Raw genomic sequence first — 25,781 nt, forward strand, 5'->3', positions numbered from 1 at the left:
CTCAGCCTCCGGTCACTGGCGGGAAGAACGCTACTTCGTCACCGTCTTCGAGCGGCTCGTCCAGCTTGCACAGCTCTTCGTTACGCGCGCACATCAGGTTCTGTTCGCTCAGCACCTCATACTTGCCGCCCTTTGCGACCAGTGCCTTGCGTACGTCATCCAGGGTAGCGAACGAACCGTCGAGCTTCTCGACGTCGATACCCAGAACCTCCCGGTAACGGGCGAAATACATCACCTTAATGTTCATTTGACTTCATCCGCCTGGTAATGGCCGCTCTTGCCGCCCAGTTTCTCCAGCACGCGAACGCCGTCGATGATCATGCCGCGATCGACCGCCTTGCACATGTCATAGATGGTCAGGGCCGCGACGCTGGCGGCGGTCAGGGCTTCCATTTCCACGCCGGTCTGCCCGGCCAGCTTGCAACGGGCGACGATGTAAACGGTGTCGTTGCCTTCAGCGCTGAGCTCGACCTTGACGCTGGTCAGCAGCAACGGGTGGCACAACGGAATCAGGTCGCTGGTTTTCTTTGCCGCCTGGATGCCAGCAATGCGCGCCACGGCAAACACGTCACCCTTGGGGTGCTCGCCTTCGACGATCATCTGCAGGGTTTGCGGGAGCATGCGCACCCGCGCTTCGGCCACGGCCTCACGCGAAGTCACGGCTTTATCGGTGACGTCGACCATATTGGCGCGACCTTGGGAATCGAGATGAGTCAGCACAGCGTTACTCCTGCTTCAGGACAGCCGATTGTAAACCCTCGAGTCAGGCCTTAGCGACAAGCGCGGGCAATGCCAGCGTCTTTTAATGTGCGTTATTCATCTATTACACGCTGGCGCTCGGGCAGGTAGAAACTGGCAACGCTGCACACTTGAAGACACCATTACCCGACGCCAGGAGGCACCGCTATGGTCATTAACGCGAAAGACTACGAAAAGTTGCAACCCGTCTTTGCTCCATACATTGGCAAAACATTCAGCAAGCAGCTAGCCAAACAGATCAGCGAAACGGCAGGCGGGGGTGAAGTCACCGAGATTCGGCCGGGGGTCATTGGTTACACCGGGCAAAGCCCTTACCTGCTGATTCTCGACGGGGACGACACCATCATCAGCGTGATTTTCACCGGCTGGAGCGGTTTTGGCCGTGGCTGGAAATGAAGTCACCGGCAATGAAAAAGCCCGCATCGACTGATGCGGGCTTTTTTACAACCTCCGTGATGGTTACAGGTGCGATTCGGCGTATTCGGCCAGAATCGAGCGCGGCACGCCCTGCAGGGTGATGTGCACGCCGTTGGGGAAGTCCTTGAAGCGCTCGGTCAGGTAGGTAAGGCCGGAGCTGGTAGCGGACAGGTAAGGGGTGTCGATCTGCGCCAGGTTGCCCAGGCAGATCACCTTGGAACCGGTGCCGGCACGGGTGATGATGGTTTTCATCTGGTGCGGGGTGAGGTTCTGGCATTCGTCGATCAGGATCAGGCTCTGCTGGAAGCTGCGGCCCCGAATGTAGTTCAGCGATTTGAACTGCAGCGGTACACGCTCGAGGATGTACTCGACGCTGCCATGGGTGTTTTCGTCATCCATGTGCAAGGCTTCGAGGTTGTCGGTGATTGCCCCGAGCCAAGGCTCCATTTTTTCTGCTTCGGTACCCGGCAGGAAGCCGATTTCCTGGTCCAGCCCCTGCACGCTGCGGGTGGCGATGATGCGCCGGTAGCGCTTGCTGACCATGGTCTGCTCGATGGCGGCAGCCAGGGCCAGGATGGTCTTGCCGGAACCAGCGGCGCCGGTCAGGTTGACCAGGTGAATGTCCGGATCAAGCAAGGCGAACAGCGCCAGGCTCTGATGAATGTCCCGGGGCTTGAGGCCCCAGGCCTCCTGGTGCAGCAGTGGCTCCTGGTGCAGGTCGAGCAGCACCAGCTCGCCATCCTTGATGCCCTTGATCCAGCCGACGAAGCCCTGTTCGTCGATGATGAACTCGTTGATATGCACGGCCGGCAGGTTATCGATCATCTGCACCCGGTGCCAGGTGCGGCCATGGTCCTGGCGGGTCTCGACCTTGCTGACGCGGTCCCAGAACGAGCCGGTGACGCTGTGATAGCCCTTGGACAGCAGGGAAACGTCGTCAACCAACTGGTCGGTGCTGTAGTCCTCGGCCGCGATCCCACAGGCGCGGGCCTTGAGGCGCATGTTGATATCTTTGGTGACCAGCACCACGTCCATTTCCTTGCGTCGACCACGCAGCTCCAGCAACTGGTTGATGATGATGTTGTCTGCAAGGTTTTCCGGCAGCAGGCGGTTGGGCTCGTTGCGCGGGCTCATGAGAATGGACAAAAAGCCTTTGGGGCCACTCTTGCCCCGCTGGATCGGCACGCCCTGCTCGACATCGGCCGGCGTGGCATCGCCCAGGGTCTGGTCGATCAGGCGGATGGCCTGGCGACATTCGGCGGCAATCGTGTGTTTGCCGGTCTTGAGTTTGTCGAGCTCCTCCAGCACCGTCATCGGGATGGCGACGTGATGCTCCTCGAAGTTGAGCAATGCGTTGGGATCGTGAATCAGTACATTGGTATCGAGCACATAAAGGATTGGCTGGTTGGAGGAAGTGGTGCGTCCTTGATCATCCATACTCGGTCACCTTTGTGGGAGCCAGACGACGCAATACCTGAACGGTGCTGCGCCGCGAAGTGGCCGCCGGTTCTCCCCGGGCCCGCGTCGTTACGGGTAGGGAGCTGCGAACAAAGAATGGGCCGTAGGACGCCACCTGTGCTGCAGGGTTCGGCGGTCTGTCTTCGTAATACCGCAAAACCCATGACCGAAAAAAGCGTTTTTACGTTTTTTTGAAGTTTATTTTTCGATCGGCCAATTAGCCCTTGGCGCAGGGGCAAAGCACCGCTACAGTCATAAATCCAGTCATGTGAAATGCCTGCGGCGTTTTATTCCCGGGCGCCAAGCGATCCTCACATCTTCACAGCTTTTCGCCGAAATTCCGGCAATCTTCCCAGCCAATTCCACTCTGCGCCGTTTGCTTGAGCAACCAGGCCAGTGCTTCCTGCGCCTTCGGCTGGGCGTCGTGAAACTGGATCAGCCCCTTGCGCCACAGCAGCATCAAGGTCAGCACCCGCTGGGCCGACTGCTCGCTGTTCAACGCGCCCTGATCCTGGGCGTCGATATCCCACAACACCACCTGCAAATGCTGGCCGGCGAAGAATGCCTGGCTGTCGGCACGGCGCTGGCCGTAAGGCGGCCGGAACAACGGCACATACTGCTGTGGCAAGTCGCCCTGCACCCGCGCCTGGCTGCGCAGTACCGAGTCCTGCCAGCCCTGCCACTGCCCGTGGGAGCGATACTGCCAGCCTTGCAAGCCCACGCACTGGTCCTGGTAAAGCGCCCTCAGGTCGGCCAGCGAGGTCTTGTCGCGCCGGTTCTGCAGACTGTTGCCCAACACAAAAAAGGTCGCAGACAGCCGTTGCCGGCGCAGGAACTCGGCCAGGCCGTCGGTACTACCGCCCGCCAATGACGGGCCGCCATCGAAGGTCAGCATGAACAGCCGGTCGTTGAGCTCGTCGCCATTGCGCTCAAGGTCGGAGAAGCGCTCGATCTCGCTGGCAGTCTGCGGGAACAGCGCGGCCTTGCGCAGCAACTCGTCCAGGTAGCGCTCGTGAAAAGCGCGGCCGGGCTCGGCCCAACCGCCATAAAAGGAATCGGCGGCAACCTCGAAGCTCGCCGTCTGTTTGCGAAAATCAGCCAGGTCGTCGATGGCATAGCAGAATGAGGCGTCCTGCTCGCAGCTCTTCTGGGCCAGGTCGTAGTTGCGCCACAAGCGCTGCCAAAGGCGCTGGCGCAGGCTGTTGATCGACACCAGGTTGATCTGCCGCAGGTTCAGCCGCGCCGCCAGGGTGCCCTGATCAAGCACCTCGCTTTCACCCAGCACCCGGGCGAAGCCGAGGATCTCGGCGCGCGAGGCGACATCGAACAACGCCGGGCTGTCGAGCGGCTCAGGCCAGTGGCTGCGGTCAAAGGTGGCGACCGGGGCAGGCGCTGCACCAGCAGCAACGCTGAACAGTCCGGCCAGTAAGAGAAGGGCAATGCGCACGATCGGGCTCTCCGTTTTCCTCGCCGCGCACTATAGCGCCAAGTGTCGGGATGGTCTGTGGCTATTACCTTGATAGCTGGAGATCGCCGCCCCCGCCCCGTAGAATCGGCGCCACGAATAAAGGAGCCGACCTGATGCTGACGGTGATTTCCCCCGCCAAGACCCTCGACTACGACACCCCGCCGGTGACCCAACGCTACACCCAGCCGCAGTACCTGGACGACTCCCAGGAACTGATCGTGCAACTGCGTGAACTGTCGCCTGCGCAGATCAGCGAACTGATGCACCTCTCCGACAAGCTCGCAGGTCTCAATGCCGCGCGCTTCGGCAGCTGGACCCCGGCCTTCACCCCGGAAAACGCCAAACAGGCGCTGCTGGCGTTCAAGGGTGACGTGTACACCGGTCTCGATGCCCAGACCCTCAGCGAAGACGACTTCAGCTACGCCCAGGATCACCTGCGCATGCTCTCCGGCCTGTACGGCCTGCTGCGCCCGCTGGACCTGATGCAGCCCTATCGCCTGGAAATGGGCACCAAGCTCGCCAACGCCCGTGGCAAGGACCTGTATGCCTTCTGGGGCACGCGCATCAGCGAATGGCTGAACCAGGCCCTGGCCGAGCAAGGCGACGAGCTGCTGCTGAACCTGGCCAGCAACGAGTACTTCAGCGCGGTCAAGCGCAGTGCCCTCAAGGCGCGGGTGATCAATACCGAATTTCGCGACTTCAAGAACGGCCAGTACAAGATCATCAGCTTCTACGCCAAGAAGGCCCGCGGCATGATGAGCCGTTTCGTGATCCAGGAACGCATCAACGATCCCGAACAGCTCAAGCAGTTCAATGTGCAGGGCTACTACTACAGTGCCGAGCTGTCGAAGGCCGATAACCTGGTGTTCCTGCGCGATCATCCGGACGAGTAACCCTCTGGGGCCGCTTCACAGCCCAATCGCTGGCAAGCCAGCTCCCACAGGTTTTTGTGGGCACTGGCTTGCCAGCGATGACGCCTGAACAATCGCCATAATACTGACGCCAAAAAACCACCCACCTAGTTTTATTGCAAAATGCCATAAGACCGTTCGTAATTTTTTGACGAATTTCGAAAAATAATTTCCGGTACTGGCACAAAAACATCCCCCCTCGCGTTCGCCCTTTATATACAGGGATGAAACTGCCAAGTGCTATCAAAGTGAAAGTATGGCCATCAGATAAAATATTAAAAAATCTTTCACGGCCTTTGAACTCGCCCCGGAACTTATCCCCTCAGCCGTCGCTCATACCACCCGTAACGATTCTCGAGCGACAGGTGAGAGATGACTTACATCACTGATTGGAGCGCACAGCCATTGTGCATCCAGACAACTTTGACTTGAGTGTCGGTCGCCCGACCTACAGTTGAACCCAGGAGAAACGCGCCCCTACAAATCGTCCTTGTGGTTGATTTCAAAGGATTTTATTCACTTGAAAGAACAAGCACTGCAGTTCCGGGTAACCGATCTGCAATAAAGACGGCTGCATAACAGGGCACGCCCATAATTATTGGCCTTTGGCTGCCAAGTTTAAGTGCAAAGACTTTTGCACTTGATATTTATATGCCTGCACACGGTGAAGTGACATCTTTTTGCCACGCCGCCGTGTGCCCGATAACTGCTGGTTAATCAACCCGGTCTGGCTCTTCTTATTGAGCCGGCGTGATAAACACATGAGGTGAATGCGATGCGTATCAGCATCTTTGGTTTGGGTTATGTGGGTGCAGTCTGTGCTGGCTGCCTGTCGGCACGGGGTCATGAAGTGATTGGCGTCGATGTATCCACCACCAAGATCGACCTGATCAACCAAGGCAAATCGCCGATTGTCGAACCGGGCCTCGAAGCCCTGCTGCAACAGGGTATCGACAATGGCCGCCTGCGTGGCACCACCGATTTTGCCGCCGCCATCCGCGACAGCGACCTGTCGATGATCTGCGTCGGTACGCCAAGCAAGAAGAACGGCGACCTGGGCCTGGAATACATCGAGTCGGTGTGCCGCGAAATCGGCTTCGTGCTGCGGGAAAAATCCAGCCGCCACACCATCGTGGTGCGCAGCACCGTATTGCCGGGCACAGTGAAGAACGTGGTCATCCCGATCCTCGAAGACTGTTCGGGGAAAAAGGCCGGCGTCGACTTCGGCGTGGCGGTCAACCCGGAATTCCTGCGCGAAAGCACCGCGATCAAAGACTACGACCAACCGCCAATGACCGTCATCGGCGAGCTGGACAAGACCAGTGGCGACCTTCTGCAATCGCTGTACGAAGAACTCGACGCACCGATCATCCGCAAGGACATCGAAGTGGCCGAGATGATCAAGTACACCTGCAACGTCTGGCACGCCACCAAGGTCACCTTCGCCAACGAGATCGGCAACATCGCCAAGGCTGTCGGCGTCGATGGCCGTGAAGTGATGGACGTGGTCTGCCAGGACAAGGCCCTGAACCTGTCGCAGTACTACATGCGCCCGGGCTTTGCCTTCGGCGGCTCGTGCCTGCCCAAGGACGTGCGCGCCCTGACCTACCGCGCCGGCAGCCTGGACGTCAAAGCACCGCTGCTCAACTCGCTGATGACCAGCAACGAATCGCAGGTGCAGAACGCCTTCGACATCATCGAGAGCCACGACAAGCGCAAGATCGCCCTGCTCGGCCTGAGCTTCAAGGCCGGCACCGACGACCTGCGTGAAAGCCCGCTGGTGGAACTGGCCGAACGCCTGATCGGCAAGGGCTACGACCTGAACATCTACGACAGCAACGTCGAGTATGCGCGGGTCAACGGCGCCAACAAGGACTACATCGAGTCGAAGATCCCGCACGTGTCGTCGCTGCTCAATGCCGACTTCGACCAGGTGATCAAGCACGCCGACGTGATCGTCCTGGGCAACCGCGACGAGAAATTCCGTGCCCTGGCCCAACAGGCTCCGGAAGGCAAACAGGTCATCGACCTGGTCGGTTTCATGAACAAACCATCCTGCCCGGCCAGCCGTACCGAAGGTATTTGCTGGTAACCACAGGCTGCGCGGGGCTACCCGGCCCCGCGCGCCATCAACGCCCTTTCCATTCGATACGGATGCAGAACATGCAAAGGCTCAAGCACGGCCTGTTACAGGTCGCCGGTTGGCTGTTCTACGTGAGCCTGCTCATGTTGATCGCCCTGGCCTTGCCCAACTCCATTTTCGACCCCGACTCGAAGGACTTCATTTTCCTGGTCGGCGCCGTCGGCATCTGGCGCTATTCCATGGGAGCCACGCACTTTGTGCGCGGCATGCTGTTCCTCTACGTGGTCTACCCCTACCTGCGGCGCAAAGTGCGCAAGCTCGGTAGCGCGGCCGACCCGTCCCACGTGTACCTGATGGTCACCAGTTTTCGCATCGATGCCCTGACTACCGCCCAGGTCTACAGCTCGGTGATCCGCGAGGCGATCGACTGCGGTTACCCGACGACGGTGGTCTGTTCACTGGTGGAAATGTCCGACGAGCTGCTGGTGAAAAGCCTGTGGGAAAAATACAACCCGCCGGAGCGTGTAACCCTCGACTTCGTGCGCATCGCCGGTACCGGCAAACGCGACGGCCTGGCCTACGGCTTTCGTGCCATCTCCCGCCACCTGCCGGATGAGAACGCAGTGGTCGCGGTGATCGATGGCGACACCGTGCTCGGCGAAGGCGTGGTCCGCAAGACCGTGCCCTGGTTCAAGCTGTTCGGCAATGTCGGCGGCCTGACCACCAACGAATTCTGTGAAGTGCGTGGCGGCTACATCATGAGCGAATGGCACAAGCTGCGCTTCGCCCAACGCCACATCAACATGTGCTCGATGGCCCTGTCCAAGCGCGTGCTGACCATGACCGGGCGCATGTCGGTGTTCCGCGCCGCCGTGGTGACCAACCCCGAATTCATCGCCGACGTCGAGAACGACTCGCTGCAGCACTGGCGCCTGGGCCGCTTCAAGTTTCTCACCGGTGACGACAAGTCCAGCTGGTTCAGCCTCATGCGCTTGGGCTACGACACCTTCTACGTGCCGGATGCGGCGATCAACACGGTCGAGCACCCGCCGGAAAAAAGCTTCATCAAGGCCAGCCGCAAACTGATGTACCGCTGGTACGGCAACAACCTGCGGCAGAACTCCCGGGCCCTGGGCCTGGGTATCCGCCGCCTCGGCCTGTTCACCAGCGTGGTGCTGTTCGACCAGCGCGTGTCGATGTGGACCAGCCTGCTGGGCCTGACCGTCGCAGTGATCGCCAGCCTCAAGTTCGGCCCGGCGTTCCTGCTGGTGTACCTGCTGTGGATCGGCATCACCCGGCTGATCCTGACGATCATGCTGCTGTGCTCGGGTCACAACATCGGCCCGGCCTACCCGCTGATTCTTTATTACAACCAGATCGTCGGCGCGATCATGAAGATCTACGTGTTCTTCCGCCTCGACAAGCAGTCCTGGACCCGCCAGCCCACTGCCCTCAAGCGCGACCTCGCCAGCTTTCAACAATGGTTCAACACCTGGTCCTCCCGGACCATGACCTTCTCGGCGGCCAGCATCTTCATTGCTGTGCTGTTCATGGTCGTGTGAGCCGGAACCCGATTGGATTAAACAGGAACAAATCGCCATGAATACCGCCGTCAACGTCAATGTCGTGCATGAGTCCGAAGCCCAGCGTCAGCACGCGCGGGTGCGCATCCCGGCCAAGCTGCGCTACCTGGGGGGGAACCGCGAAACCCTGGAAGTGAAGGTCGACGACCTCTCCGCCGGCGGCCTGAGCTTCCACGCCAAGCACCCGTTGAAGGTTGGCGAAGTGCTGCGCGGGCGCCTGCAGTTCACCGTCGACAAGCTCGGCCTGGCCATGGACATCGAGATCCAGGTGCGCTCTTTCGACCCGTCCAGCGGCCGCACCGGCGTGCAGTTCCAGAACCTCGAACCGCGTGACATCGCCACCCTGCGCCACATCATCACCTCGCACCTGTCCGGCGAGCTGATCACCATCGGTGATGTGCTCAGCACCCTGCAGCGCGACAACTTCACCAAGGCGCGCAAACAGAAGGATGCCAGCGGCGGCATGAGCGCGTTCGGCCGCCTGCGCGCAGTGACCTTCAGCCTCGGCGTGTTCGTGGTCGGCGTGGCGGCGTTCGGCTTTATTGCCAAGTCGGTGTATGGCCTGTACTTCGTCAGCCATGCCCAGGCCGGGGTGGTCAGCGTGCCGACCAGCAACGTCACCATGCCGCGCGACGGCACCGTGCAGGGCCTGGTGGAAAACGGCGGTCAGGTGGTCAAGGGCGCGCCGCTGGCCTCGTTCAGCACCAGCATGCTGGACATGCTCAAGGGCCACCTGGATGACCAGCAGCTGGAGCCGGCCAAGGTCGAGGAGCTGTTCGGCAAGCAGATGAGCGGCACCCTGACCAGCCCCTGTGATTGCGTGGTCGCCCGCCAACTGGTGGATAACGGCCAGTACGCGAGCAAGGGTCAGGTGATTTTCCAACTGATTCCGCGCACCAGCAATCCGACCATTGAAGCGCGCTTCAGCTATCGCCAGTTCGACGACGTCAAGCCCGGCACTCGCGTCAACTTCCAGATCGCCGGTGAAGACGACTGGCGCAAGGGCGAGATCGTCAGCAGCACCAGCCTGAACAGCGAAGACCTGTCTTCGGATATTCGCGTGCAGATCAAGCCAGAGGGTGCACTGCCCAGCGAACTGGCCGGCCGCCCGGTGGCGGTGGACAGCAACCGTGGCCCGTCGCTGGACTGGCTGATCGATAAAGCCGTGGCCCGTGGGCTCTAAGGGAGACATGCCGGTGAACACCAAGATTGCCACCCCCTGCGTGGGAGCCGGCCTTGCCGGCGATGGGCTGCGCAGCAGCCCCAATGGGCAAGGCCGGCTCCCACAGGGGTCGAGCTATATCCTCAGTCTGTGCAGCCTGGCCCTGGCCATCAGCCTTGCCGGTTGCGCCGGTCTGCCCGACCAGCGCCTGGCCAACGAGGCGCTCAAGCGCGGTGACACCGCCCTGGCCGAGCAGAACTACCGCCAGCTCGCCGACCTCGGTTACAGCGAAGCGCAGGTAGGCCTGGCCGATATCCAGATCGAAACCCGCGACCCGGCCAAGCTCAAGGAGGCCGAGGCCACCTACCGCGCTGCCGCCGATATCTCGCCGCGTGCCCAAGCCCGCCTCGGACGCCTGCTGGCCGCCAAGCCGGACGCTACCGAAGCCGAGCGCCAGGAAGCCGAAACCCTGCTGAAAAAAGCCTTCGCCAATGGCGAGGGCAATACCCTGATCCCGCTGGCGATGCTTTACCTGCAATACCCGCAGAGCTTCCCCGGCACCAACGCCCAGCAGCAGATCGATAAGTGGCGTGCCGCCGGTTACCCCGAAGCCGGCCTGGCCCAGGTCCTGCTGTACCGCACCCAGAACACCTATGACCAGCACCTGGACGAGGTCGAGCGCATCTGCAAGACCGCGCTGAGCAGCACCGACATCTGCTATGTGGAACTGGCCACCGTCTACCAGAAACGCGCCCAGCCCGAGCAACGGGCGGCACTGATCGAACAGCTGAAAAGCGCCTACCAGCATGGCGCGATCCCCGCCACCCGGGTCGACAGCGTTGCCCGCGTACTGGCCGACCGCAGCCTCGGCCAGACCGACGAGAAAACCGCCCAGGCCCTGCTTGAACAGGTGGCGCCGGTCAACCCCGGCTCCTGGGTCAGCCTGGCGCAATTGCTCTATGACTTCCCCGAGCTTGGCGACACCGACAAGCTGATGGAGTACATCGACAAGGGCCGCGCCGCCGAACAGCCGCGTGCCGAGTTGCTGCTGGGCCGCCTGTACTACGAAGGCAAGACTGTAGCGGCCGACGCGCAGAAAGCCGAAACCCATCTGCTCAGCGCCGCCGACGCCGGCGAAGTCAGCGCCCATTACTACCTGGGCCAGCTGTACCGCCGTGGCTACCTGGGCAATGTCGACCCGCAAAAAGCCGTCGATCATTTGCTCAGCGCCGCCCGCGGCGGCCAGCTCAGTGCCGACTACGCCCTGGCCCAGCTGTTCAGCGAAGGCCACGGCATCCGCCAGGACCTGGTCAACGCCTGGGTGTTCAGCCAACTGGCACAAGCCAATCCCAGCGACCAGTCACGCGAGCTGGCAGCCCAACTCGATCAGCAACTCACCCCGGCGCAGAAGGCCCAGGCTCAACGCCTGTTGCAACAAGAACGCCAGGCCCGTGGCGCCATGGGCCCCGCTGCCCTGGCCCTGCAAGCGCAACCCGAACAAGGCGAGGACTCCCTATGACACTCAATCCGTGGATGAAAGCAGGCGTAGGCCTGGGCTTTGCCCTGCTCTGGTCGTGCCCGACCCTGGCAGCGATGACTGCTGAAAAGAACTTCGGCCTGGACGTGAAGATCACCGGCCAGTCCGAAGACGACCGCGACCTGGGCACCCGTTCCGGCGGCGACGTCAACGGCCTGGGCCTGGACCTGCGCCCCTGGGTGTACGGCGAGCGCGGCAACTGGAGCGCCTTCGCCATGGGCCAGGCGGTGGCGGCTACCGACATCATCGAGACCGACACCCTGCGCCAGTCCGGCGACCAGGCCGAGGCCGACAGCGGCCGCACCAATGGCCGTGAAGCGGACAAAAACTACCTGGCCATGCGTGAGTTCTGGGTCGGCTACAGCGGCCTGACCGCCTACCCCGGCGAGCAGCTGCGCTTCGGCCGCCAGCGCCTGCGCAACGACGACGGCATGTGGCGCGACACCAATATCGAAGCGCTGAACTGGACCTTCGACACCACCCTGCTGCGCGCCAACCTGGGCGTGGCCGAGCGCTTCAGCGAGTACCGCACCGACCTCACCGAGCTGGCCCCGGAAGACAAGGACCGCCTGCACGTTTACGGCGACGTCGCCACGCAGTGGACACCCGGCCACTGGGTCGGCCTGCGCGCTCACCACAGCCACGACGACGGCAAGCTGAAAAACCCGGGCGAAACCGTCGATGCCCTGGACAAGACCCGCACCGGCGACCTCACCTGGCTGGGCCTGGAAGCCAACAGCGACGCCTACAACTGGCGCAACCAGAACCGCGTCAACTACTGGGGCAGCATGACCTGGCTGACCGGCGATCGCGACAGGCTCAACACCACCACGGTCAACGGCGAGCAGGTGGCCAGCGGCAAACAGAGTGGCGACGTCAATGCCTGGGCCACCGACCTCGGTGTCCGCCTGCGCCTGGATCCCAACTGGCAGGTCGGTGCCGCCTACGCCCGCGGCAGCGGCGGCGGTGGCAGCGATGGCTCGGGCAACTACGAGCAGACCGGCCTTGAGAGCAACCGCTCCAACTTCACCGGCACCCGCTCGCGGGTCCATCGCTTTGGCGAAGCCTTCCGCGGCGAACTGGGCAACGTACAGGCGGCGACCCTGTTCACCTCCTGGCAACTGCGCGACGACTACGACGCCAGCCTGATCTACCACAAGTTCTGGCGCGTCGATGGCGACCAGAACATCGGCAGCAGTGGCATCAATGCCGTGGTCGAGGACAACGGCATCAACCGGCCGCTGGTCCAGGGCGAGAAAGACCTCGGCCAGGAGATGGACCTGGTGGTCACCAAGTACTTCAAGCAAGGCCTGTTACCGGCCTCGCTGAGCCAGTCGATCGACGAGCCGTCGGCGCTGGTGCGCTTTCGTGGCGGCGTGTTCAAGCCCGGTGATGCCTATGGCAAGGAAGCGGACTCCTACATGCACCGCGCTTTCGTCGACGTGATCTGGCGCTTCTGACGCCTGGGGTGCAATGAAATGAGCCTTCCTCCGAACACGCTCCATGCCCTGCTGGCCGGCACCCTGCTGCTGGCCAGCAGCATCGCCCTGGCCAACGGCCAGGCGCCGACGCCGGTGGCCAAGGAGCTGCAGCAGGCCAAGACCTACACCGTCAGCAGCGCGCCGATCGAGCCGCTGCAGATCCCGGCACCGACCCTGCCGGACCTGTCCGGCTACACCGTTGATGCCGTGCAGAAAAAGATCGTCCGCAGCCACAAGGGCAAGGTTTCGGTGCGGCGCATGCTCCAGGAAAACAGCCTCAAGGAGTTCATCGGCGGCGACAACAAGATGGCCGAGTGGGTGGCGCGCCAGCATGGCATCCCCCAGGCGATCTTCATCGACGACGGCCATGTCGACTTCACCGAGTTGAGCAAGCAGGTGCCCAGCCAGTATCTGCGCGAAACCGCACCGGGCGTGTACCTGGCGCGCCTGCCGATCGTGGTCGGGCCAAAAGGCGTGCTCGAGATCGACGCCAAGGTCAAGGAACTGCGCCTGTCCCAGGAGGGCGGCGCGTTCATCGTCAACGACGGCAAGCTGTTCGTCAGCGATACCCGGGTGACTGGCTGGCGCGAGCAGGACAACGGCCCGGCGACCTTCCGCTCGCCCAAGGAGTTTCGCCCGTTCCTGCTGTCCTGGGGCGGCACCGAGACCTACATCGTCAACAGCAAGATGGCCAGCTTCGGCTACGCCAAGAGTAAGTCCTACGGCGTGAGCATCTCCCAGTACACGCCGAACATGGCCAAGCAGATGGGCCGTTCGGAACCCACCGGCTGGATCATCGGCTCCGAATTCAGCGACATGTGGTACGGCTTCTATTGCTACGAAACCAGCGACTTCGTGGTCAAGGACAGCACCTACCGCGACAACATCGTCTACGGCATCGACCCCCACGACCGCTCGCACCGCTTGATCATCGCCGGCAACACCGTGTACGGGACCAAGAAAAAGCACGGCATCATCGTCTCGCGCGAGGTCAACGACAGCTGGATCATCAACAACAAGAGCTATGACAACAAGCTCTCGGGCGTGGTGATCGACCGTAACAGCGTCAACAACCTGATCGCCTACAACGAGATCTACCGCAACCACACCGACGGCATCACCCTGTACGAGAGCGGCGACAACCTGATCTGGGGCAACAAGCTGATCAACAACCGCCGCCACGGCATTCGCGTGCGCAACAGCGTGAACATCCGCCTGTACGAGAACGTCGCCATGGCCAACGGCCTGGTGGGCGTGTACGGGCACATCAAGGACCTGTCGGAAACCGACCGCGACATCGCCCTCGACCCGTTCGACACCAAGGTCTCGCTGATCGTCGTCGGCGGTGAGCTGGCGGCCAACGGCAGCGGCCCGCTGTCGATCGACTCGCCGCTGAGCGTGGAACTGTACCGGGTCTCGATGCTGGCCCCGAGCAAGGCCAGCGGCATCAGTTTTTCCGGGGTACTGGGCGAGCGCCAGGACGAGATTCTCGACCTGATGGTGCGCCAGGGCAAAGCCGTGCTGATCGATCCGGTCGAGCGCCAGACCGAAATGCTGGACTGAGGAAGCCAATCTTATGCAACCACAACTGACCAAGCTGCTGAGCCTTTCCGGCCTTGCCGCCGCCCTGTTGGCGATCAGTGCCCAGGCGTCGGCCGAGCAGGCCCAGGCACCCCGCTTCAGCGCCGAACCGTGCTGCCAGCTGTGCCCGCAGGCCCACGACGCCAGCCGCTACACCACCCGCTACCAGCAGAACTTCACCACCCTGATACAAGCCCAGGGCGACTGGCTGTTCCGCACCCGCGAAGACCTGCGCACCGAGTTCGACACCACGCCGGCCGGCTACCGCCGCCTGCAGCAGTTGCACGATGCGTTCAAGGCCAGGGGCGTGGAACTGGTGATCGTCTACCAGCCGACCCGTGGCCTGGTGAACCGCAACATGCTCAAACCCGCCGACAAGGCCGCCTTCAACTACACCAAGGCGCTGCACAACTACCAGGCCATGCTCGGGCGCTTCAGCAAGATGGGCTACACCGTGCCCGACCTGTCGCCGCTGACCAACGAACAGTTGGCCGCCGCCGACCAGGGCAAGGATTTCTACTTCCGCGGCGATCAGCACTGGACCCCCTACGGCGCCGAGCGCGCGGCGAAGATCGTCGCCGACAGCGTGCACAAGATGGCGGCCTTCGCCGAGGTGCCCAAGCGTGAGTTCGAAAGCCACAAGTCCGGGCGCATGGGCAAGACCGGCACCCTGCACAACGTCGCCGGGCAACTGTGCGGCACCAGCTACGCGGTGCAGTACATGGACCAGTTCGTCACCGAACCCAAGGGCGAGAGTGGCAGCGACGACCTGTTCGGCGATTCCGGCAACCCGCAGATCACCCTGGTTGGCACCAGCCACAGCGGCAAGAACTACAACTTCTCGGGCTTTCTCGAACAGTACATCGGCGCCGACGTGCTCAACGTCGCCTTCCCTGGCGGCGGCCTGGAAGGCTCGATGATCCAGTACCTGGGCAGCGAAGCGTTCCAGAAAAACCCACCGAAGATCCTCATCTGGGAGTTCTCGCCGCTGTACCGCCTGGACCAGGAAACCATCTGGCGGCAGATGCTCGCCCTGGTCGACAACGGCTGCGCAGGCAAGCCCGCGCAGATGAGCGCCAGCACCACACTCAAGCCAGGCAAGAACGAGCTGATGGTCAACGGCCGTAACGGCGTGATCAAGGACCTGACCAATGGCCGTCACCAACTGGACATCCAGTTCGAGGACACCTCGGTCAAGACCCTGCAAGCCACCCTCTGGTACATGAACGGCCGCCACGAGGACCTGAAGATCGAGAAGCCGCAGACCGCCGACACCGATGGCCGCTTTGCCTTCGAGCTGCGCGAGGACGAGGACTGGGCCGCCCAGACCCTGCTCGCCGTGGAAGTTCAGGGGCCGCAGAGCGGCAGCCAGAAAGTCGCAGCCACGCTGTGCAAACGCAAGTGAGGTGCTTATGAACACATTCAGCACATCCCCTGTAGGAACGGGCTTCAAGGTGCTCGCGCTGGCCCTGGCCCTGTTCGGCCCGGCCGTGCAGGCCGCCGGGCTGGTCCCTCCCCAGGGTTACTACGCCGGGATCGAGAAACTCAAGAGCGGCGGCAGCGACTTCAAGTGCGAAGCCATCCCCCGTCCCTACACCGGCAAGCTGCAGTTTCGCAGCAAGTACGAAGGCTCGGACAAAGCCCGCGCGACCCTGAACAAGGCCTCGGAACAAGCCTTTCGCGATTCCACCGCGAGCATCACCACCCTTGAGCGCGGGGTCAGCAAACAGGTCATGCAGTACATGCGCGATGGCCGCCCGCAGCAGCTCGACTGCACCTTGGAGTGGCTGAGCAGCTGGGCCAGCGCCAATGCGCTGATGTCCACCGACTACAACCACACCGGCAAGTCGATGCGCAAATGGGCGCTGGGCAGCCTGAGCTCGGCCTGGCTGCACCTGAAGTTCTCCAACTCCCAGCCGTTGGCTGCGCACCAGCAACAGGCCGAGCTGATCGAGAAATGGTTCGGGCGCCTGGCCGACCAGGTGGTCAAGGACTGGAGCGACCTGCCGCTGGAGAAGATCAACAACCACTCCTACTGGGCGGCCTGGTCGGTGATGGCGACCGCCGTGGCCACTGACCGCCGCGACCTGTTCGACTGGTCGTTGAAGGAATACCGGGTGGCCGCCAACCAGGTCGACGCCCAGGGCTTTTTGCCCAACGAGCTCAAGCGCAAGCAACGTGCCCTGGCCTACCACAACTATGCCCTGCCGCCGCTAGCGATGATCGCCAGCTTCGCCCAGGCCAACGGTGTCGATGTGCGCCCGGAAAACAACGGCGCGCTCAAGCGCCTGGGTGAACGGGTGCTGGCGGGGGCGAAAGACCCCAGCCCGTTCAAGGCCAAGAATGGTGAAAAGCAGGACATGGATGACCTGAAGATCGACAGCAAGTACGCCTGGCTCGAACCCTGGTGCAGCCTCTACCGCTGCAACAGCGATGTGCTCGGGCGCAAGCACGACATGCAGCCGTTCAAGAGCTTCCGCCTGGGCGGCGACCTGACCCGGGTCTATGACCCGCAGGCCGAACAGAAAAAGTAAGGATCTGCATTGTCCCTGTGGGAGCTGGCTTGCCAGCGATCGGAACACCGCGATGTGTCAGATACGACGCCTCGCTGGCAAGCCAGCTCCTACAGGGTTGGTGCAAGGCAAAGATTTGATCTGGTTTCTCCCGGGAGGTTTCACGGGGGGTTTGGGGGCTGCTGCCCCGACTGATAACGACAAGGAGAGATCGGGATGGTGTTTTCATCCAATGTGTTCCTGTTCCTGTTCCTGCCGATCTTTCTCGGCTTGTACTACTTGAGCGGGCAACGCTATCGCAACGCCCTGTTGCTGCTGGCCAGTTATGTGTTCTATGCCTGGTGGCGGGTGGACTTCCTGGCGCTGTTCGCCGGGGTCACCCTGTGGAACTACTGGATCGGCCTGAAAGTCGGCGCCGCCGGCGTGCGCACCAAACCGGCCCAGCGCTGGCTGCTGCTGGGCGTGGCGGTCGACCTGTGCATCCTCGGCTACTTCAAGTACGCCAACTTCGGCGTCGACAGCCTCAACGCGATCATGACCTCGTTCGGGCTTGAGCCGTTCATCCTCACCCACGTGCTGCTGCCGATCGGCATCTCGTTCTACATCTTCGAGTCGATCAGCTACATCATCGACGTGTACCGCGGCGACACCCCGGCGACCCGCAACCTGATCGACTTCGCCGCCTTCGTGGCAATCTTCCCGCACCTGATCGCCGGCCCCGTGCTGCGCTTCAAGGACCTGGCCGATCAGTTCAACCACCGCACCCACACCCTGGACAAGTTCTCCGAGGGTTGCACACGCTTCATGCAGGGCTTCATCAAGAAGGTGTTCATCGCCGACACCCTGGCGGTGGTCGCCGACCATTGCTTCGCCCTGCAGAACCCGACCACCGGCGACGCCTGGCTCGGCGCCCTGGCCTACACCGCGCAGCTGTACTTCGACTTCTCCGGCTACAGCGACATGGCCATCGGCCTGGGCCTGATGATGGGCTTTCGCTTCATGGAGAACTTCAAGCAGCCGTACATCAGCCAGTCGATCACCGAGTTCTGGCGGCGCTGGCACATCAGCCTGTCGACCTGGCTGCGCGACTACCTGTACATCACCCTGGGCGGCAACCGCGGCGGCACCTTCGCCACCTACCGCAACCTGTTCCTGACCATGCTCCTGGGCGGGCTGTGGCACGGTGCCAACTTCACCTACATCGTCTGGGGTGCCTGGCACGGCATGTGGCTGGCGATCGAGCGGGCCCTGGGCATCAACGCCGCGCCGCAGCGCTTCAACCTGGTGCGCTGGGCCTTCACCTTCCTGCTGGTGGTGATGGGCTGGGTGATCTTCCGCGCCGAAAACCTGCACGTCGCCGCACGCATGTACGGCGCCATGTTCAGCTTCGCTGACTGGCAACTGTCGGAGCTCAACCGCGCCAGCCTCACCGGCCTGCAAGTGGCGACCCTGGTGCTGGCCTACGCGACCCTGGCGTACTTCGGCCTGCGCGACTTCTACCGCAACGCCAAGCCCGAAGCCAAGGCCAGCCCCGTGGCGGTCCACGCCGACGGCAGCCTGGGCCTGGACTGGGGCCTGTACGCCACCCGTGCGCTGGTGCTGCTGCTGTTCGTTGCCTCGATTCTCAAGCTCTCGGCGCAAAGCTACTCGCCGTTCCTCTACTTCCAGTTCTGAGCGAGCCGACCATGACCCGATCATTACGCAAACTCTACGCCCTGCTGTTCCTCGCCCTGTTGCTGGGCCTGGGCCTGTGGTCGCTGGGCGGCCTTGGCAGCTTCCAGCGCAGCGCGCAAATGACTGCCCTCGACGGCAAGCTGGCCAAGGCCGCCGAGACCCACTACGACGAGCAGTTCCCGCTCAAGCGCATCGGTACCAACCTGTGGGCGGCGCTGGATTTCAAGCTGTTCAACGAAGGCCGCCCGGGCGTGGTGCTGGGCCGCGAGCACTGGCTGTTCAGTGACGAGGAGTTCAAGCCGGTGGCCAATAGCGACCAGTTCGAACAGGAAAACCTCGCGCTGATTCGCGGTGTACGCGACACCCTGCAACAACGCGGCGTGCAGTTGGTGCTGGCGATCGTGCCGGCCAAGGCGCGGTTGTATCCGGAGTACCTCGGCGAGCAGACCCCAGCCAGCCTGCACACTGACCTGTACAACGAGTTCCACGCCCAGGCCCGCCAGGCCGGTGTGTTCGCCCCCGACCTGCTGGCGCCGCTGCAGGAGGCCAAGGCCCGTGGCCAGGTGTTCCTGCGCACCGACACCCACTGGACGCCGCTGGGCGCCGAAGTGGTCGCCCAGCACCTGGCCGCCGCCGTCGCGCGCCAGACCCTGCTCAACGGCGAGCCGCAGCAGTTTGTCACCGAACAGCGCCAGAGCGCGCCGTACAAAGGCGACCTGACCAACTTCCTGCCGCTCGACCCACTGTTCAGCAACCTGCTGCCGCCGCCGGACACCCTGCAAAAACGCAGCACCCGCCCAGCCCAGGCTGAAGGTGAAAACGGCGACGCACTGTTCGCCGACAACGAAATCCCGGTGGCGCTGATCGGCACCAGCTACAGCGCCAACCCCAACTGGAACTTCCTCGGTGCCCTGCAACAGGCGCTGCGCAGCGACGTGGTCAATTACGCCGAAGACGGCCATGGCCCACTGCTGCCGATGCTCAAGTACCTGCAAACCGACGCCTTCAAGAACAGCGCGCCGCAAGTGCTGATCTGGGAGTTCCCGGAACGTTATCTGCCAATGCAAAACGACCTCAGCGCATTCGATCCGCAGTGGATCGCGCAGCTGAAAAAAACCCGCAATGCCAATCAAGACCTGGCCCTGTCGTCCCATCGGACGGAAAACTGAAGAGGAAACGCACATGACCTTGCATACCCCAAAGCACCGCATCGCCAAAGCCTGCGCCCTGGCCGCAGGGCTCAGCCTGCTGTCGCTGCAAGCCTTCGCCGGCGCCGATGCCGCACTGTATGGCCCAACCGCACCGAAAGGCTCGACCTTCGTGCGCATCTACAACGCCAGCGCCCAGCCAGTGAGCGCCAGCGTCGGCAATACCCAGATCAACGCGGTGGCCGCCCAGGGCAGCAGTGATTTCAGCTTCATGCCCCAGGGTGATTACAGCGCCAAGGTCGGCAGTCAGAGCCTGCCGGTCAAGCTCGCCGCTGATCACTACTACACCCTGGTCAACAACGCTTCGGGCCAGCCGCAACTGATCGAGGAGCCACCGTTCAGGAACAAGCAGAAATCCCTGGTTCGGGTACAGAACCTCAGTGACCAGGCCCTGACCCTGAAGACCGCCGACGGCAAGACCGAAGTGGTCAAGCCGGTCGCCGCCAAAGCCCGTGGCGAGCGCGAGATCAATCCGGTCAAGGTCAGCCTGGCGCTGTATGAAGGCGACAAGAAAGTCAGCGACCTGAAGCCTGTGGCTCTGGAGCGCGGCGAAGCGGCGGTGCTGTATGTCACCGGCTCCGGCAGCAACCTGTCGCCGGTCTGGGTCAAGCGCCCGGTATCCACCCGTTAACCACCTGCCTATTTCAATTTTTGGAGAACACTCATGATTCCAGTCATTCTGTCCGGTGGTAGCGGCTCGCGTCTGTGGCCCCTGTCGCGCAAGCAATTCCCCAAGCAGTTCCTGGCCCTGACCGGTGAACACACCTTGTTCCAGCAGACGATCGAGCGCCTGGTGTTCGACGGCATGGACGCGCCCATCGTGGTCTGCAACAAGGACCACAAGTTCATCGTCAGCGAGCAACTGCACAACCTGAAACTCGAAACCCAGGGCATCCTCATGGAGCCCTTCGGCCGCAACACCGCGCCAGCGGTAGCCCTGACCGCGATGAAGCTGGTCAACGAAGGCCGTGACGAGCTGATGCTGGTGCTTCCGGCCGACCATGTGATCGATGACCAGAAAGCCCTGCAACGCGCCTTGGCCCTGGCCACCGTGGCCGCCGAGCGCGGCGAGATGGTGCTGTTCGGAGTCCCGGCGAGCAAACCGGAAACCGGCTACGGCTACATCAAGTCGAGCCAGGATGCGCTGCTGCCCGAAGGCGTCAGCCGGGTGGCGCAGTTCGTCGAGAAGCCGGACGAAAAGCGCGCGGCCGAATTCGTCCGCGCCGGCGGTTACTTCTGGAACAGCGGCATGTTCCTGTTCCGCGCCAGCCGCTTCCTCGAAGAGCTGAAAAAGCACGATGCCGACATCTACGACACCTGCCTGCTGACCCTGGAGCGCAGCACGCAAGACGGCGACAACCTGAACATCGACGAAGCCACCTTCGCCTGCTGCCCGGACAACTCCATCGACTACGCAGTGATGGAGAAGACCCGGCGTGCCTGCGTGGTGCCGCTGTCGGCCGGCTGGAGCGATGTCGGCTGCTGGTCGTCGCTGTGGGATGTGCACGAAAAAGACCACAACGGCAACGTCACCAAGGGCGACGTGGTGGTCCAGGACAGCCGTAACTGCATGATCCACGGCAACGGCAAGCTGGTGTCGGTGATCGGCCTTGAGAACATCGTCGTGGTCGAGACCAAGGACGCCATGATGATTGCCCACAAGGACAAGGTTCAGGGCGTCAAGCAACTGGTCAACACCCTCAACGAACAGGGCCGCAGTGAAACCCAGAACCACTGCGAGGTGTTCCGGCCGTGGGGCTCGTACGACTCGGTGGACATGGGCGGGCGCTTCCAGGTCAAGCACATCACCGTCAAGCCCGGCGCCAGCCTGTCGCTGCAAATGCACCACCACCGTGCCGAGCACTGGATCGTGGTGTCCGGCACCGCCGAGGTGACCTGCGACGAGAACGTGTTCCTGCTCACCGAGAACCAGTCCACCTATATCCCGATCGCTTCGGTGCACCGCCTGCGCAACCCGGGCAAGATCCCGCTGGAGATCATCGAAGTGCAGTCCGGCAGTTACCTGGGCGAGGACGATATCGAGCGCTTTGAAGATGTCTACGGGCGCTCGACGCCGATCGAGCGCGGGATCTCGATCAAGACCATCGCGCAGTAACCCCGTAGCCTGCCCATCGCCGGCAAGGCCGGCTCCCACACTGGATCTGTATTCACAATCCCTGTGGGAGCCGGCCTTGCCGGCGAAGCTTTTTGAGGCCCACCCGATTTACGGTTAGGATGAAAGCACCCCGCACACAAGGTTCATTCCATGTTCATCGGTGCCCTGCTGATCCTCACCTGGCTGGTCCTGCTGCTGCGCTACCCGGCCAAGGCCCTGCCGATTTCCCTGGCAGCATTGCTCGGCCTGGGGCTGGTGGCGTTGTGGGTGGTGTGGCTGGACAACCGCGAAGCCAACCAGTTGGCCCGCCTGGAACTGCGCCTGACCTACGCCCCCGAGCAATGCCCGGCCGATCGCCCGCTGCAAGTGCATATCAACAACGGCAACTCGGTGCCTTTGCTGGAACTGCGCTGGCGGGTCGCCGCCTATGCCCCGGGCGATACCGTCAACCTTGCCGAAAACACCTATGCCGCGCCGCGCTACCGCGGCCCGGGCGAGCTGCAACCTGGCGCCAGCTGGCAAGAGTGCCTGCCGTTGCCACCGCTGCGCTCCGGCTACCGGCCACAGAGCGTCGACTACCGCGCCGAGCACCTGCAAGGCAGCTTCGCCGACTGAGCACCTGGTATTTTTGCCAGGTTACCCCAGCGGCAAAACCCTGTTGAATATCGCTGCAGACTTCACTGCCTAGCGGAGTAAGGTCATGGTCGATACATCGCCAGCGGTTCAGGACGAATTCAAGCTGCTCTTCGAACGTATCAATAACCATCGGACCCTGGCCAAGCCGGTGGTGATCCTGGTGTACTCGGACACCTGTCCGGCGTGCGCCGACGCCAAACGCAATGTGACTACCCTGGCCAACAACGGCTATCGGGACCGCGTTCAGTTCTATCAACTGACCTTCGCCGCCTTTCAGGCCTTGTCCTGCGACCTGCAGGTTACCCATGTGCCCACTCAACTGCTGTATGACACTGCAAGCCAGCGCCAGCTGTGGACCGGCATCTACACCGAACAGTTGGAAAATGCGCTGAAAACATTGATCGCTGAAGTATGATCCAGTACCCCCACTGCTCAAGGACAGCAACTTATGCCAAGCGTCTTGATCACCGGTTGCTCCAGCGGTATCGGCCTGGCCCTGGCCGAAGCTTTCAACAACGCGGGCTTCGACGTCTGGGCCACCGCGCGCAAGGCTGAAGATGTTCAGCGCCTGGCAGCCTCGGGTTTCACCGCCCGCCAGCTGGACGTCAATGATCCAGCGGCATTGAGCCAACTGGCAAACGAGCTTGAGCAACGCGGCAATGGCCTCGATGTGCTGATCAACAACGCCGGCTACGGTGCCATGGGCCCACTGCTCGACGGCGGCGTCGAGGCGATGCGCCGGCAATTTGAGACCAACGTCTTCGCCCCGGTGGGCGTCACCGCTGCACTGTTTGCCTTACTGCGACGCAATCGGGGCCTGGTGGTGAACATTGGCAGCGTCTCCGGGGTTCTGGTGACCCCGTTCGCCGGCGCCTATTGCGCTTCCAAGGCCGCAGTCCACGCGCTGAGCGAAACCCTGCGCCTGGAGCTGGCACCGTTTGCTGTACGGGTCATGGAAGTGCAGCCAGGCGCAATTGCCTCGCAGTTCGCCAGTAACGCCGGGCGCGAGGCCGAGCAATTACTCGACGAAACCTCGCCCTGGTGGCCGCTGCGCGAAGGCATCCGCGCCCGCGCCCGGGCCTCCCAGGACAACCCGACACCGGCCGCCAAATTCGCCAAAGGCGTGCTCGATGCCGTGCAGAAAAGCCCGACGCCGACGCTGGTGCGCCTGGGCAATGGCAGCCGGGCATTGCCGTTACTGGCCAGCTGGCTGCCCAACGGTATGCTGCAAAAGGTCCTGAAAAAACGTTTCGGTCTGAACCGGATGCTGTGATCTTCCCGGTTTTCGGGGGTGAACGCCTGCGATAGCTGACCCTATCGCTAACTATAAATTGCACGCTAGAGCATTTTCCAAAGTCTCGCCAAGGCGAAGAATCCCTACCGTATTTGAACGGCTGGCCAGCCCTCTGTGTCCTTGCACGCCCTTGAGTTAGGGCCTGCATGCCCCATTTGCGGGCAGAGAACACTGCCGGTTCAAAGACATTCAGGGAAAAACCTCCAGGATCGGAGCCCCGTGGTCTGGCTGGCAGTCTTTCTCACAAATGCGATCAGGTAAATTCTGGAGTCATTCGTGAAACAAGCTCAACTTCCGCGCAAGATACCCACACAAGCCCGCTCGAGGATGATGGTCGAGACCATCCTCAAGACTACCGCCACCGTCGTGGTCAAGCACGGTTACGCCGGTACCAACACCAACCTGGTGGCGCAGCGCGCCGGGGTTAGTGTCGGCTCGGTGTACCAGTACTTCCCGAACAAGGACGCGCTGATTGCCGCCCTCTACGAACGCCACGCGCAGTCGGTGAACCGGGTAATCCTCGATGTCGCCGGCCAGTACGAAGTGGCCGACCTGCAGGCGCACATCAAGCTGCTGGTGCGCGCCCTGCTGCAGTTGCACCTGCAGGAACCGGAGCTGCATCGTCTGCTCGACAAGGATTTCGCCTTCCTCAGCAACGAATCCAGCGAGCATCAGTACAAAGCGCGCATCTCCCAGTCGATCGAGTGCCTGCTGCAACGCTGGAGCCACCAGTTGGCCCACTCCAACCTGCAGTCGGCCGCCTGGCTGACGGCGCAGATGATCACCTCGATGGTCAAGGCCTACATCCTTGATGCGCCACAGATCAGCCAGGTGGAAATCGAGCAGGCCATCAGTTGCTCGGTGACCGGGCTGTTGTGCTCAAGCCCCAACCCGGCCTTCACCCGGCGCCCGTACCTGCTCGACAGCAGCAACAGTGCCCTGGCCCATTCACGCATTCCCGCCGCGTGAAGCCTGTACCCGCTGCAATTGCTGGTAGCGTTCCAGCAAACGCCGTGATTGCAGGTAACTAGGCACTTCCACCACCAGGCCATCGACTTCGGCGCGCACACTGCCGGTACTGGCCGCTTGTTCGAACGCCTCGATCTGCCGCCGTGCCAGGTCGGCCTCTGCCGCCGTCGGCGTCAGGTAGCGGTTGGCAACGGCCACATGGGCCGGATTGACCACGCCTTTGGCCTGGTACCCGATTGATCGGGCAAATTGCATGTCTGCCTCGGCACCGGCGTCATCGGCAAAGGTGTAAGGCGAGTCGATGGCCAGCACCCCTGCGGCCGCACATTCGAGCAAAAACCGCGAACGCGGATAGTAGAGTTCGGTACCGGCACGACTGCGCCCGGCCCCCAGGTCGGCAACCATGTCTTCGGTGGCGACCAGCATTGCCTTGATCCGCGGGCTGGAGTGGGCGATCTCGATGGCCCGGACCACGCCCAGGGCGGTTTCGATATTCGGCACGATCAAGGTCGATCCGGCTTCGATCGCATACTGCGCTTCCAGGCGAGTGATCTGCTTGTCCAGCTCGATCATCTGCTCGCAGGCCTCGACCTTGGACATCATGACCACTTGCGGACGCGCGGCCATGACCGCTTCAAGGTCTTCGTAGCCACAGGTTTCGAACGGGTTGATGCGCACCGAGCTGATCCGCCCGCATTCGCGCCAGTGCTGCATGATGCTCACCGACAAGGCCCGCGCTTCGGCGCGGCGGGATGGCGGGGTGAAATCTTCCAGCTCCTGGACCAGCACATCGCCGCCGCCATTGAGCGCATCGAGCAGTGCCGCTTGATCGGCCCCCGGGATGAAGAAGAAGGTGCGGCAAAGCGCCAGCGGATTATCCTTGGAAACAGCCATGATGACGTCCTGTACTAAGAGAATGGAAAACAACTAA

23 protein-coding genes are annotated in these 25,781 nt (G+C 62.3%); 18 read left to right on the plus strand and 5 right to left on the minus strand.

Annotated elements, in window-relative coordinates:
• Position 1: 1 nt before the first annotated feature.
• Positions 2 to 247, minus strand: coding sequence for a MoaD family protein (locus KHO53_RS05865; protein WP_010220727.1), 246 nt, complete (start codon positions 245 to 247; stop codon positions 2 to 4).
• Positions 244 to 720 (minus strand): cyclic pyranopterin monophosphate synthase MoaC, encoded by a 477-nt coding sequence (moaC, locus tag KHO53_RS05870; protein WP_010220726.1) that lies wholly within the window; start codon positions 718 to 720, stop codon positions 244 to 246. The genes KHO53_RS05865 and moaC overlap by 4 nt, the downstream gene beginning before the upstream one ends.
• Before the next feature lie 186 nt (positions 721 to 906).
• On the opposite strand from moaC, the gene KHO53_RS05875 reads away from it, so the two are divergent.
• Positions 907 to 1,155, plus strand: coding sequence for a hypothetical protein (locus KHO53_RS05875; protein ID WP_010220721.1), 249 nt, complete (start codon positions 907 to 909; stop codon positions 1,153 to 1,155).
• Between the two features lie 63 nt (positions 1,156 to 1,218).
• On the opposite strand, the gene KHO53_RS05880 is transcribed toward KHO53_RS05875, so the two are convergent.
• Positions 1,219 to 2,613, minus strand: a complete 1,395-nt coding sequence (locus KHO53_RS05880) for a PhoH family protein (RefSeq protein ID WP_010220720.1) — start codon at positions 2,611 to 2,613, stop codon at positions 1,219 to 1,221.
• Positions 2,614 to 2,953: 340 nt separating this feature from the next.
• A complete protein-coding gene (locus KHO53_RS05885; protein ID WP_213570087.1) occupies positions 2,954 to 4,081 on the minus strand; it encodes a polysaccharide deacetylase family protein in 1,128 nt (375 codons plus the stop codon).
• Positions 4,082 to 4,215: 134 nt separating this feature from the next.
• Here KHO53_RS05885 and yaaA point away from each other — a divergent pair, with 134 nt between their 5' ends.
• From yaaA to KHO53_RS05970, 17 genes are all read left to right on the plus strand, one after another.
• The gene (gene yaaA / locus KHO53_RS05890) at positions 4,216 to 4,995 is read left to right on the plus strand and encodes a peroxide stress protein YaaA (protein ID WP_213570088.1); all 780 of its coding nucleotides are present in this window, start codon (positions 4,216 to 4,218) and stop codon (positions 4,993 to 4,995) included.
• Positions 4,996 to 5,788: 793 nt separating this feature from the next.
• Positions 5,789 to 7,105, plus strand: a complete 1,317-nt coding sequence (locus tag KHO53_RS05895; protein WP_010220716.1) for a nucleotide sugar dehydrogenase — start codon at positions 5,789 to 5,791, stop codon at positions 7,103 to 7,105.
• Positions 7,106 to 7,167: 62 nt separating this feature from the next.
• Positions 7,168 to 8,658: a mannuronan synthase gene (gene alg8, locus KHO53_RS05900; RefSeq protein WP_026001177.1), complete on the plus strand. Its 1,491-nt coding sequence runs from the start codon at positions 7,168 to 7,170 to the stop codon at positions 8,656 to 8,658.
• Between the two features lie 37 nt (positions 8,659 to 8,695).
• Positions 8,696 to 9,862 carry an alginate biosynthesis protein Alg44 gene (locus KHO53_RS05905; protein WP_010220713.1) on the plus strand — a complete coding sequence of 389 codons (1,167 nt, stop codon included), beginning with the start codon at positions 8,696 to 8,698 and terminating at the stop codon, positions 9,860 to 9,862.
• A 7-nt stretch (positions 9,863 to 9,869) separates the two neighbouring features.
• The gene (algK, locus tag KHO53_RS05910) at positions 9,870 to 11,360 is read left to right on the plus strand and encodes an alginate biosynthesis TPR repeat lipoprotein AlgK (protein ID WP_249684274.1); all 1,491 of its coding nucleotides are present in this window, start codon (positions 9,870 to 9,872) and stop codon (positions 11,358 to 11,360) included.
• A complete protein-coding gene (locus tag KHO53_RS05915; RefSeq protein WP_100782533.1) occupies positions 11,357 to 12,838 on the plus strand; it encodes an alginate export family protein in 1,482 nt (493 codons plus the stop codon). The genes algK and KHO53_RS05915 overlap by 4 nt, the downstream gene beginning before the upstream one ends.
• 18 nt (positions 12,839 to 12,856) lie before the next feature.
• A complete protein-coding gene (gene algG / locus KHO53_RS05920; protein WP_100782532.1) occupies positions 12,857 to 14,422 on the plus strand; it encodes a mannuronan 5-epimerase AlgG in 1,566 nt (521 codons plus the stop codon).
• Positions 14,423 to 14,435: 13 nt separating this feature from the next.
• Positions 14,436 to 15,845, plus strand: coding sequence for an alginate O-acetyltransferase (locus tag KHO53_RS05925; protein WP_010220707.1), 1,410 nt, complete (start codon positions 14,436 to 14,438; stop codon positions 15,843 to 15,845).
• Between the two features lie 7 nt (positions 15,846 to 15,852).
• Positions 15,853 to 16,974 (plus strand): mannuronate-specific alginate lyase, encoded by a 1,122-nt coding sequence (locus KHO53_RS05930; protein WP_213570089.1) that lies wholly within the window; start codon positions 15,853 to 15,855, stop codon positions 16,972 to 16,974.
• A gap of 195 nt (positions 16,975 to 17,169) precedes the next feature.
• On the plus strand, positions 17,170 to 18,627 hold the full coding sequence (locus KHO53_RS05935; RefSeq protein ID WP_159389136.1) for an MBOAT family O-acyltransferase: 1,458 nt from the start codon (positions 17,170 to 17,172) through the stop codon (positions 18,625 to 18,627).
• An 11-nt stretch (positions 18,628 to 18,638) separates the two neighbouring features.
• Positions 18,639 to 19,796 carry an alginate O-acetyltransferase gene (locus tag KHO53_RS05940; RefSeq protein WP_010220702.1) on the plus strand — a complete coding sequence of 386 codons (1,158 nt, stop codon included), beginning with the start codon at positions 18,639 to 18,641 and terminating at the stop codon, positions 19,794 to 19,796.
• Positions 19,797 to 19,809: 13 nt separating this feature from the next.
• Positions 19,810 to 20,466, plus strand: coding sequence for an alginate O-acetyltransferase AlgF (locus KHO53_RS05945; RefSeq protein ID WP_010220701.1), 657 nt, complete (start codon positions 19,810 to 19,812; stop codon positions 20,464 to 20,466).
• A gap of 33 nt (positions 20,467 to 20,499) precedes the next feature.
• Positions 20,500 to 21,951 (plus strand): mannose-1-phosphate guanylyltransferase/mannose-6-phosphate isomerase, encoded by a 1,452-nt coding sequence (locus KHO53_RS05950; RefSeq protein ID WP_010220700.1) that lies wholly within the window; start codon positions 20,500 to 20,502, stop codon positions 21,949 to 21,951.
• Between the two features lie 150 nt (positions 21,952 to 22,101).
• Positions 22,102 to 22,566: a hypothetical protein gene (locus KHO53_RS05955; protein WP_010220699.1), complete on the plus strand. Its 465-nt coding sequence runs from the start codon at positions 22,102 to 22,104 to the stop codon at positions 22,564 to 22,566.
• A gap of 85 nt (positions 22,567 to 22,651) precedes the next feature.
• Positions 22,652 to 23,002, plus strand: coding sequence for a thioredoxin family protein (locus tag KHO53_RS05960; protein WP_010220698.1), 351 nt, complete (start codon positions 22,652 to 22,654; stop codon positions 23,000 to 23,002).
• Between the two features lie 33 nt (positions 23,003 to 23,035).
• A complete protein-coding gene (locus KHO53_RS05965; protein WP_036996832.1) occupies positions 23,036 to 23,860 on the plus strand; it encodes an SDR family oxidoreductase in 825 nt (274 codons plus the stop codon).
• 297 nt (positions 23,861 to 24,157) lie between these two features.
• Complete coding sequence (locus KHO53_RS05970; protein ID WP_145959290.1) at positions 24,158 to 24,850, plus strand: TetR/AcrR family transcriptional regulator; 693 nt, start codon at positions 24,158 to 24,160, stop codon at positions 24,848 to 24,850.
• Here the strand turns inward: KHO53_RS05970 and KHO53_RS05975 are convergent.
• Positions 24,830 to 25,744 (minus strand): HpcH/HpaI aldolase/citrate lyase family protein, encoded by a 915-nt coding sequence (locus KHO53_RS05975; RefSeq protein WP_010220695.1) that lies wholly within the window; start codon positions 25,742 to 25,744, stop codon positions 24,830 to 24,832. The two genes, KHO53_RS05970 and KHO53_RS05975, sit on opposite strands and share 21 nt — an antisense overlap.
• Positions 25,745 to 25,781: the final 37 nt, after the last annotated feature.

The organism is Pseudomonas sp. RC2C2, from assembly GCF_018390435.1.
GTDB lineage: Bacteria > Pseudomonadota > Gammaproteobacteria > Pseudomonadales > Pseudomonadaceae > Aquipseudomonas > Aquipseudomonas donghuensis.